Origin of the sequence: Serratia sp. PF-27 (assembly GCF_030053255.1) — a bacterium.
In the GTDB taxonomy this organism is placed as follows: domain Bacteria; phylum Pseudomonadota; class Gammaproteobacteria; order Enterobacterales; family Enterobacteriaceae; genus Serratia; species Serratia bockelmannii.
The window spans coordinates 1,176,265-1,185,967 of record NZ_JASGBT010000015.1 but is presented as its reverse complement, the minus strand read 5'-3'; the positions used below and the strand labels follow the sequence as shown (position 1 = coordinate 1,185,967).

At 48.3% G+C, this 9,703-nt stretch carries 6 protein-coding genes and 4 pseudogenes; 6 read left to right on the top strand and 4 right to left on the bottom strand.

All coding sequences use genetic code 11. The features are described from left to right. On the bottom strand, positions 1 to 427 hold a 427-nt coding region (locus tag QMZ29_RS10430), incomplete at its 3' end, for a carboxymuconolactone decarboxylase family protein (RefSeq protein WP_283225767.1). A gap of 281 nt (positions 428 to 708) precedes the next feature. On the opposite strand from QMZ29_RS10430, the pseudogene QMZ29_RS10425 reads away from it, so the two are divergent. Both QMZ29_RS10425 and QMZ29_RS10420 read left to right on the top strand, forming a co-directional pair. Next, positions 709 to 910: pseudogene (locus tag QMZ29_RS10425) on the top strand (transposase); the annotation flags it as partial. Then, a pseudogene (locus QMZ29_RS10420) lies at positions 907 to 1,080 on the top strand (transposase domain-containing protein); the annotation flags it as partial. The pseudogenes QMZ29_RS10425 and QMZ29_RS10420, both read left to right, overlap by 4 nt. A 299-nt stretch (positions 1,081 to 1,379) precedes the next feature. On the opposite strand, the gene denD reads toward QMZ29_RS10420, so the two are convergent. The 3 genes and pseudogenes from denD to QMZ29_RS10400 all read right to left on the bottom strand — a co-directional run. Then, entirely contained in the window at positions 1,380 to 2,366 is a 987-nt protein-coding gene (gene denD / locus QMZ29_RS10410) for a D-erythronate dehydrogenase (RefSeq protein ID WP_282994187.1), read from the bottom strand. Between the two features lie 17 nt (positions 2,367 to 2,383). Beyond that, positions 2,384 to 3,703 carry an MFS transporter gene (locus tag QMZ29_RS10405; protein ID WP_282994186.1) on the bottom strand — a complete coding sequence of 440 codons (1,320 nt, stop codon included), beginning with the start codon at positions 3,701 to 3,703 and terminating at the stop codon, positions 2,384 to 2,386. Between the two features lie 798 nt (positions 3,704 to 4,501). Continuing rightward, positions 4,502 to 4,682, bottom strand: a pseudogene (locus QMZ29_RS10400) (integrase core domain-containing protein); the annotation flags it as partial. A gap of 241 nt (positions 4,683 to 4,923) precedes the next feature. Between QMZ29_RS10400 and QMZ29_RS10395 the strand changes: the two are divergent. The 4 genes and pseudogenes from QMZ29_RS10395 (at position 4,924) to QMZ29_RS10385 (ending at position 9,594) form a co-directional block, all read left to right on the top strand. Continuing rightward, entirely contained in the window at positions 4,924 to 5,070 is a 147-nt protein-coding gene (locus tag QMZ29_RS10395) for a hypothetical protein (RefSeq protein WP_282994185.1), read from the top strand. Between the two features lie 132 nt (positions 5,071 to 5,202). Then, positions 5,203 to 7,389 carry a penicillin acylase family protein gene (locus QMZ29_RS10390; RefSeq protein WP_282994184.1) on the top strand — a complete coding sequence of 729 codons (2,187 nt, stop codon included), beginning with the start codon at positions 5,203 to 5,205 and terminating at the stop codon, positions 7,387 to 7,389. 151 nt (positions 7,390 to 7,540) lie between these two features. Further along, a pseudogene (locus QMZ29_RS25830) lies at positions 7,541 to 7,750 on the top strand (VasL domain-containing protein); the annotation flags it as partial. Between the two features lie 35 nt (positions 7,751 to 7,785). After that, on the top strand, positions 7,786 to 9,594 hold the full coding sequence (locus QMZ29_RS10385; protein ID WP_282994183.1) for an ATP-dependent nuclease: 1,809 nt from the start codon (positions 7,786 to 7,788) through the stop codon (positions 9,592 to 9,594). Positions 9,595 to 9,703: the final 109 nt, after the last annotated feature.

Here is a 9,703-nt window from a genome sequence, read left to right as displayed (position 1 = left end):
TATGAATTCTATTCCACAAATTTATCATAGTGATATTTGCGGTTAGCGCGCTGATTTCTTCCTCTGAATAGTACGCGCGTAATGCTGCGCGCAGTGGGCCATACTCGGTATGGCGTTCAAGCCGCGTTAATGCTTCTGTCCAGGCAAATGCGGCACGCTCGCGAGGCGTGAAATCATCAACGTGTTCCCATACCACGAGCCTGTCCAGACGAGCGTTGGTTTCACCGTCCTCGCGCGCTTCTTTGGTATGCATCTCGACACAGTAACCGCAGCCATTGATTTGCGAAGCGCGTAGGAGGACGAGATGGTAGATCTTGCGCTCCAGATTGTGCGCGTCGATAGCGCCATGCACTTTCAGCAGCGTGGAAAAAACGTTGGCAATGGTTTGCGCATGATTGACAGGGTCGGTATTCACTGGCGTAGTCATAAGAACTCCTCATTTATCGGGTTAACACATATAAATGACGAATGAGAAGAGGGATGTGTGACCGAACCACAGCAAAAATGTGCATTTTGGGTCCGTGGGTTGTTGACGCAAGTAAGCGATGAGATTGTTTTCCCCCTCCTTCATGGTGCGCACAATCTTTTGCCATGATGAAGAAGACCGTTACCTGCCCCCCATTGATTAGTACACTCCGATGTTAGTAATGCCTTCATCAGCCACATGAGGACATCCCCATAGAGAAGCGTTTTTCTGACGAATAGAGCATCAGTATTCTCCGCGAGGCTGAAGCCGGGGTTTCTGCTCGTGAGCTCTGCCGCAAGCACGCCATTTCCGATGCCACCTTTTACATCTGGCGTAAGAAGTATGGCGGTGTCCGAGGTTAAGTGCCTGAAGTCGCATGAAGTAGAAAACGCCAGACTCAAGCAGCTGCTTGCCGAAGCCATGCTGGATAAAGAAGCGCTTCAGACCACGGAGGCGAGCGCGGGGCGTTGCTGTACAGCCTGATCGGGACGTGCAAACTGAATGGAGTAGATCCAGAGCGCCACTTCCAGCATGTACTTGATGCCATCGCAGACTGGCCGGTCAACAGGGTCAGTGAACTGCTGCCCTGGCGTGTCACGCTATTGGCCGAATGACACCCTTTGTCAATACGGTTCCCGCTGTACGCTTACAGAAAGATGGTCAGGGAGTCGGTGAATCTCTACAACACACGGCGGCCGCACCTGTCGCTAAAATACAGAACACCCGATGAGGATCATCGGGTGTTATCTGGGCGAAAAGTGTCAACCTATATCAGGACTAGTCAGGGATCTGCCCCGGGCCGATATCTTCGATTACATTGAAGTCTTCTATAACCAGTCCCGGCGCCACAGTCACCTCGATGGCGTCAGTCAGGAGGCCTTTGAACAGGCCTAGTCGTTCGGACAGAATTTGTCTACGGTTGTGAGGTCAGTCCATTTTTCTCTATTAAATATTCCTCGATCACCTCATCGAAAGAACCATTAGCTTCAAATCCCAGGTGCCGCGCGTAGTCTGCATGGAAATCACCAGGCCATGAGTTAACAATGTCCACGATCGCCTGATCAGTCTTAAAGCTGATACGTGAGACGACCTCATCACCAGCAATACGGAGCAGTGAGCCAATCATTGCTTCTACCGTTACGGAAAGACCACAAAGGTTGATGATCCTACCCTGATTCAACTCCTTATTATCAAGTTCATGCCCATGTACCAGTGCAGTGACGGCTTTGTCTGGCGACATAAGCCAAAGGCGTGTATCCGTACTTACGGGACAATTCGCCTCTTCACCGTTCAGTGGTTCGCGGATGATCCCGCTGGCGAAGCTCGATGCTGCTGCATTAGGTTTACCCGGGCGTACAACAATAGTTGGCATTCGCAGGCTTCGGCCGTCCAGGAACCCGCGACGACTGTAATCCGATAGCAGCAGATCATTCATTGCCTTCTGTGTGCCATAAGAACTTTGTGGTATCCAGACCTGTTCATCAGGGACCTTTTCCGGAAGATTTCCACCGAATACCGCCACTGAGCTGGTGGTGACCAGACGTATGCACTGCGGTAGGGCACGCATGCGCTCCATAATCTGCCGCGCCGCATCTACGTTGATTTTCATTCCGAGTTCAAAGTTTTGCTCAGCCTGCCCAGAGACTATTGCCGCCAGATGAAATACGCTGTCGGTGTTTTCGTTAATCAGATTAGCCAGTTCCTCCGGGTTACTGATATCACCACAGACTACATTTAAACGCGGGTCGCTAATGTCAGTGAGAGTTGCGATATCAAAAGCAGTAATCTGTGAAATTTGCTCTAATTGACCTTTACGATTAAGAAGCGAGCCTTTTTTCAGTAAGGCCTTAACCAGTTTTTTCCCCAGAAAGCCAGCGGCACCAGTAATGACAATATTCATAATCTACCTCGTAAGAATTAGCGGTTAACAATGCGACCAGGGATAAGGAAGATTGTCGCGGCACCCACAAACAGCGTGCAGGAAATAATCAGCATACCGGTGAGAGTTGAATGAGTAAGGTCTGACAGTATGCCCATCAGATAAGGGGCAACAAAACCTGCCAGATTGCCAATAGAGTTAATCAGAGCAATACCCACAGCGGCCATCGTACCGCTAAGGAATGCGGTAGGCAGACTCCAGAAAAGTGGAAGTGTACTTAAGCCACCAGCAGTACCCAAAGTCAGACCGAACATTGCGATCCAAAGATTGTCAGCATAAAGCGCGGAGATAACCATGCCTACCCCGCTCATGACAGCAATAACAGCCAGATGCCAACGGCGCTCACGATGTTTATCCGCACTCCTGGAAGCAACAATCATCGTGAAGATAGCCGCAGCATAAGGAATGGCTGTAAGCATACCTACTGTGAAGACATCTTTAACCCCGGCATTACGAACAAGCGTCGGTAGCCAGAAACTGACGGTATAAAAGCCTGCGATAAGGCAGAAATAAATCAGGGTTAGCAGCCAAAGTTTCCCGTTGCGCAGAACTGTGCCCAAGTTTGCCTGTTCAGAGGTTGTATCGTCAACGGCATCCTCTTGTACACGTGCGCCCATGATCGCTTTTTCATCCGCACTAAGCCATTTAGCATCATTAATGCGATCGGGCAGCAACATCAACACGACCAAACCAACTAAAAACGACGGCGAGCCCTGGAGGATGAACAGCCACTTCCAGCCAGCAAGACCATGCATATTATGGAAATGCTCCATGATCCAACCTGAAATCGGTCCGCCAAGTAATCCCGAAAGCGGAACTGCAACGGCGAACAAAGCAAACATTTTTCCGCGACGGTATGAGGGGAACCAGAAAGAGAGATAAAGGATTACGCCCGGGTAAAAACCGGATTCAGTCAGACCCAACATGAAACGTACAGCATAAAACTGGAAGGGCGTCGAGACCAAAGCGGTCAGCGGAGCAATAACCGCCCAACAAACCAGGAGCGCAGCCAGTAAACGACGTGCACCAAATTTTTGCAGAACGATATTACTGGGGATTTGGAAACAGAAGAAGCCGATAAAGAAAATGCCAGCTCCCAGGCCATAAACAGTTTCAGAAAAGGCCAGGTCGCTGGACATTTGCAGCTTCGCAATGCCAACGTTGATACGATCCAGGTAAGCAAAAATATAACTGACCATCAAAATCGGCAGGATACGCCAGACTGCGCGCCTCCAGGCATTTTCTTCCCGATAAGTGATATGGCTTCTAAGCGTCTGAACTGATGTTTGTGCATTCATAACGTCATCCTTCATGTAGGGAAGAATCAAATGAAGCTCCTGTTTCCAACCGACAAAGATAACGTCAGGCTGAACATCTATCAGGCGGCCGGGAGCATAGGTCGTGAGTCTTTGTTAATTTTTGTTAGATTACCTGCGTGTAAAGTTAAGATCTGAGTTGTTCATCACAATTGCAATCAATAATTACCATTTAATAACAAAGGTGGGCGTAGCGAACCTGTGAGGTTATCATTAACAGTTGCCTGTTCTGGCTGGCTTTAAAAAGGAGCTCGTATTGTGTTTGAGCGAATGATTAGGAAGGGATTATTAATATTTTCATAAGGTTAAACGTGTGGCTATATTAGTGCTGTTGTCCAGGTGCGAGCAGTTGACATGGACTTTAAAGCAGATAGCTTAAAAATTTAACATTTTGGCACCCACAATTAGCATGATTTCCGGGCAATGACTTACTTACCAGTTGAACAATAAGTCTTTTAAGGGGAAGCATGCAGTTCTAACCGGCAGGATTGTCCCTTTTCACACCGAACAGGTTAAATCGTGGGAGCACCCTGATTACTGTGTTTAGTGAAAACTATCTCATATGCAATGAGATCTGAACACAACCGGCACAAATAAGTGAGGACTATATAAATATTTATCCACATCAGCCTTAACTTGCCAATGTTAATTCCCAGATACCTGAGCTAATTATTTCGTGGCCTGACTTACTTAACTCGGTATCTGTTATCAGAATATCAAACCTCTCCAGTGGTAAAGCTAATTGGATTTTCCCCTATATACTCAGACGAATTTTCTCTCTTACGGTTGCGATAACTTTCTGCATATATATTCCCGTGGTGAGCGATATCCCAGCGCGCTGTGTAGATGATATTAGTTGTAATGACTGAACACCATCGCCAGATTCATCACCTCTGTCCAGTTTGGGCATGATGCTGATGTAATCCCGCTTTATCGTCTTCACGAAGCTTTCTGCTATACCCTTACACCATACAGGCTATCCTGGCCGAAATGGCCCGCCTGAATAGCCCCTGTCACACTGGACGGCAGGGCGCTGGCAGGCGATGTATCAGCATCGACGACTGACGGACCGTTGCTGGAGACACTTGCCTTCCACCTGAGCGATGTAACACTCCCGCTGCAGGACGAGTGCTGTCGGCAACCACTGTGTTATGCCCGTGCCGTATTTGGCCAGGATGTTTTGTCAACAGGAGTGGCAGGGTTTGCTGGCGGTGTTGCTCGGCTATACGCTGGTCAGTTCGACGCTGGCAAAACGGATAAATCAGGGAAATGACCGCGGACGCAGAGTGATCGATGTGATTTGCGCGTTTCTATTGCTGTCTTCAGCATCACTGGTGCTTTTTGCCTGAGGGATACGGGGTTTTTATGTCAAAGGGTTATCGTCGTACAGGTAAGATTGTTTTGGGGTTGGTCACAGGCATTTTTATATTGCTGCTGCTGCCCGCTATGGCTGGCTGGCATTGCATCAGAGTCTGCCCACGTTGGACGGCACGTTGAAGGTATCCGGACTGACTGGTGAAGTGAAGGTCATGCGGGATCAACGTGGTGTGCCGGATATTGTTGCTGCAGATAGCCAGTCGGCCTATTTTGCTCTCGGTTTTTTACATGGTCAGGAGCGGTTTTTCCAAATGGATCTGCTGCGTCGCAGCGCCGCAGGCGAGCTGGCAGCACTGGTAGGTAAAGGCGGTCTCAAGATGGATCGGCAGCGACGGATATTTCAACTACGTGAACGGGTTCGGCGTGAATTATCGGTGCTTCCTGAAGCTCAGAGGCAGCGCTTAGCGTCCTATACTGACGGGGTGAATACTGGCTTACATGCTCTGAAAAGCCGCCCATTCGAGTACTGGCTATTGCGCACGTCACCTGAATCATGGCGTGATGAAGACAGCTTGCTGGTCATTGCTGCCATGTATTTCGACCTTCAGGGTACTCAACCTGGCAGGGAATATGCACGTGGATGGATTGCCAGAAACAATCCTTCACAGGCCGATTTTCTTCTGCCTACAGGTAGTCGCTGGGATACGCCGCTTTCCGGTAATGTCCCAGTATCATCGGAAATCCCCCGTACTGCACCGGTTTGGTGGGGAAAACCTGGCGGTACTGGCGAGGTGAAAACCGGGGAGGATATGAAAGGAAGCAATGGCTGGCTGATTGCCCGGAATGGCAAAGCTTTTCTGGCGAATGACATGCATCTTGGGCTAGCGTTGCCCGGGATCTGGTATCAAGCGCAGATCCAATATGTGCAGCAAAATGAAAAGATAAAGCTGGCCGGGATCACGCTTCCCGGTGTGCCGTTCTTACTCAGTGGAAGTAACGGTAATATTGCTTGGGGTTTTACTAACAGTTATGTGGATACCTTCGATTGGGTCATCGTGGATGAAAGTGTAAAAATACGCTCACAACAGGTCGCACTGGCGGTGAATCACGGTCTGGCGGAAACATTCACGGTTCGCACTAGCGACTGGGGGCCGGTGGTATCAACACCCCTCGGTGATATGGCGATGCGATGGGCAATTGAATTACCTGGAGCACTTAACCTTAACTTGATGGCGATCGGTGAAGAGAAAAGTGTTGATGCTGCCCTAGAGACGGGGAAACGCGCGGGGATCCCGGTGCAAAATCTCCTGGTGGCCGATAGTCATGGCAATATTGGTTGGACTCTGGCAGGTGCACTACCCGACCGGTTTTATCCCGGGCAGCAAAACACGTTTCCGCTTCAGGCTACGCCGCAGAGTCAGTGGCGTGCAGGGTCTCTTAACCCTGACCGCCACCCACTGCGTGTTAATCCTGCAGAAGCTGATATTGTTACCGCGAATAATCGCCTGCTGTTTGATACCACAGGAGATGAACTTGGCGACGGTGGAGCGGACATGGGGGTTCGTTCTTTTGCTATTTCGCAGAAGCTGAAATCGAAAATCTCTGTCAACGTCCAGAGCATGCATGAGTTGCAACTGGACAATCAGGCGCTGTTGCTGCAGTCATGGCGTGACTGGTTGCTACATAGTCTCGGCCAGCGTCAGGAAGGAGAAATCACTGACCGCACACGAATGCGCACCCTGCTGGCCTCATGGGATGGCAATGCCAGCGCCGGTTCGGCCGCTTATGCACTCGTCGCCCGCTGGCGTGATGATCTCTACTCAACGCTTTTCAGTGAGCTGGACAGCCAGCTGGCAAGCCAATGGCCGCAGGCAATTTACCGGCGTGCCAACCCTCGCTGGGATGAAACCTTATTCTCACTGATGAATGCGGGAAAATGGGTGCCAGAAGGGAATAGCAGTTGGGAAGACTTTACGCGCCATTCGCTGGATATTGCCTGGCAGGCGATGGCAGCAGGCCATACGACCTGGGGCGATGTTAATCGTAGTGATTATGAGCATCCGCTGGCGAAGTCACTGCCGTTAGTGGGGTGTTACTTGCGTTCACCCGTCGTGCCGTTATCAGGGGATAACAATGTTATCCATGTGAATCGCCCGTCATTTGGGGCCTCTGAGCGAATGGTTGTTTCCCCTGGAGATGAGCAACAGGCCACGCTGAGCTTACCGTCAGGGCAAAGTGGTAATCCACTTAGTCCTTGGTGGTTAAATAATTTTTCTAATTGGACACAAGAAGATGCTCAGCCGATGTTGCCGGGCGAAGCTAAATATCAGTTAATTCTTGAAGGTAATTAATATCAGATAATGCCCTCTCCTCAAGGTTTCACTCTTGGGGGAGGGATTACTTTGCTATACTCGGTCATCTGGAGAGCTTTCAAGTTGGCATCAGGGAATGGAAGAGCTTAAGGGACAGACCCGTAACCCGAATTAATTAAATGAACGTAAAGGTAAATATCTGACAGGCTCTGAATTGAAATCGAAGTTGTTTGCAATTACCCTAAAATTTGGTCATATGGTACCGATTGAGGAGCAATTGTATCTATTGGAGCGAGATGTTAGCGAGGCGCCATTACCGTCAGCCATGCTGCTGCAGACGGATATGTACCTTAACCAGTCGATGAGTCGTTACGTCTTGATAAAGCAGTTGGGGAAATGATAAGTCAATATTCATATTTTCAATAAGGGGGGGGCATGAGATTACATAGTCTTAAAATAAATGGATTCAAGCGCATCCAGTCTGCAAAAATAAAATTTGGTGATGCTACGTTTTTGATTGGCTCCAATAATGCGGGTAAAAGTTCGGTTCTAAAGGCTGTAGAATGGTTACTTTCAGATAAGAAGAGAATGGATAGTGACTGTTTTTACTCTGAAATAGACGATGACACTCGTGAGAATAAAATAGCAACAGAATCTGTTATACTTGAGGCTGAGTTTAGAAATGTGCCAGAAGATGCCTTGCAATGGAGAGGGTTTAGAGGTCGAATATTTGATTATGATGCGGAGGATAGCGGAGAAACAGGGAAATCACTGGTTTACAGGAAAACGTATGAACCCGGCTGTGATGTTGTTATTGAGTTGAAGTCTTTGTCCAGGAGCCTGAATCAGCGCTTTACGGCTGCGGTTAAAGCTTCTGATCTGGTTGAAGCTGGGGCCGATGTGGCGCTTGTTTCTGAGATTTTTCCTGATCTCGATAAAAAACTAAATGCAGCTGACAAAGAGAAAATGAAGCTCATTGATGAACTCTGGGATATTTCAGATGATGTACAGGTTTGGGATAAGAATCCAGGTGGCATCGCCGGGGTTGTCCTTTCACGTCTACCTGCGTTTCTATTAATTCCAGCGGAATCGGCCTCTCATGAGATTGATACAAAAACGGGGGCATTACAGAAAACACTGAATGAACTTTTTAAGGATGTACGAAGCAACTCTGATAATTATAGACGGGCTCAGGAGTCGCTTAATGCACTTGCCAGAGAGCTGAACCCTGCAGATGAAACATCCGAATTCGGTGTGATGATGGGGGAGCTGAATGGGGTTTTGAGTGGCGTATTTCCTGAGTCAAAAATTTATGCCACAGCTGATTTATCTGATCCGGACAATGTGCTTGTTCCTTCATTCTCTATTGAAATGTCGAGTAATATCAGAACGTGTGTATCAAATCAGGGAACCGGGATGGTACGGGCGGCTGTATTCGGGTTGTTACGGTTTCGGCAGCAATGGCTGAGAAAAAAAGGCAAAGATGAAGGCGCGATGCGGAGCCTTATTATTGGATTCGAAGAACCCGAAATCTATCTACATCCCAGTGCCGCTAACCAGATGCGGGATCTGATCTATGAGCTGTCGGATGGTCAGTCTCAAATCGTAGCTACAACACATTCCCCTTACCTGATTGACTTGTCAAGAAAGCCAAGACAAGTACTTAATCGCTTTCATTATGATGATACGCATACCACGGTATACCCGCTTTCTGTGACAGATAAATTCCAGGCCCTTCAAGATAATGATAAGGATCAGGTCAAGATGCTTATTAAACTTGATGATCATGTCTCGAGAATATTCTTCACTCGTAAAGTGATTGTTGTTGAGGGGGATACTGAGGAAGTTATTATTAAAGAGGCGATTCGCAGAATGCCCCAGTCGATGCGGTGCAAGTTGCTTGCATCAACAGAGTTGGTTAAAGCGCGTGGCAAGGCTGCGATTATCGGTCTTGTGAAATATCTTAGAGCATTGGATGTTGAGTTTTTTGTTATCCATGATCGTGATAGAGGTACCGCAGGTGCTGAGGTTTTCAACGGCCCGATTGCTGTTGCTGTTGGGGATACAGATAAAGTCATTATGCTGGAGGAGTGTGTAGAGAACCTATTAGGTTATCCTGATCCGGGCAGTGAAAAACCATTTAAAGCATATAAAGAAACTCAACGTTGGGGAGATAACTGGAATGATGTGCCGGAACCTTTAAGGCAAGTACTTACAAAGGCGTTTTCACCTTTTATTCCCTGAGTGGATATTTCAATGATGGCCCTCAGCCTGGGCCTTTCTGGCGGTCAACTTACAGGTTTTAATAACAAGATGGATTAGTAATTGTTGGGGGAATATGAAGGTTACTAGT

Excerpts from the sequence above, each read along its gene's own strand:
- QMZ29_RS10405 (WP_282994186.1), bottom strand. The coding sequence starts at position 3,703 with ATGAATGCACAAACATCAGTTCAGACGCTTAGAAGCCATATCACTTAT.
- denD (WP_282994187.1), bottom strand. The coding sequence starts at position 2,366 with ATGAATATTGTCATTACTGGTGCCGCTGGCTTTCTGGGGAAAAAACTG.
- QMZ29_RS10385 (WP_282994183.1), top strand. The coding sequence starts at position 7,786 with ATGAGATTACATAGTCTTAAAATAAATGGATTCAAGCGCATCCAGTCT.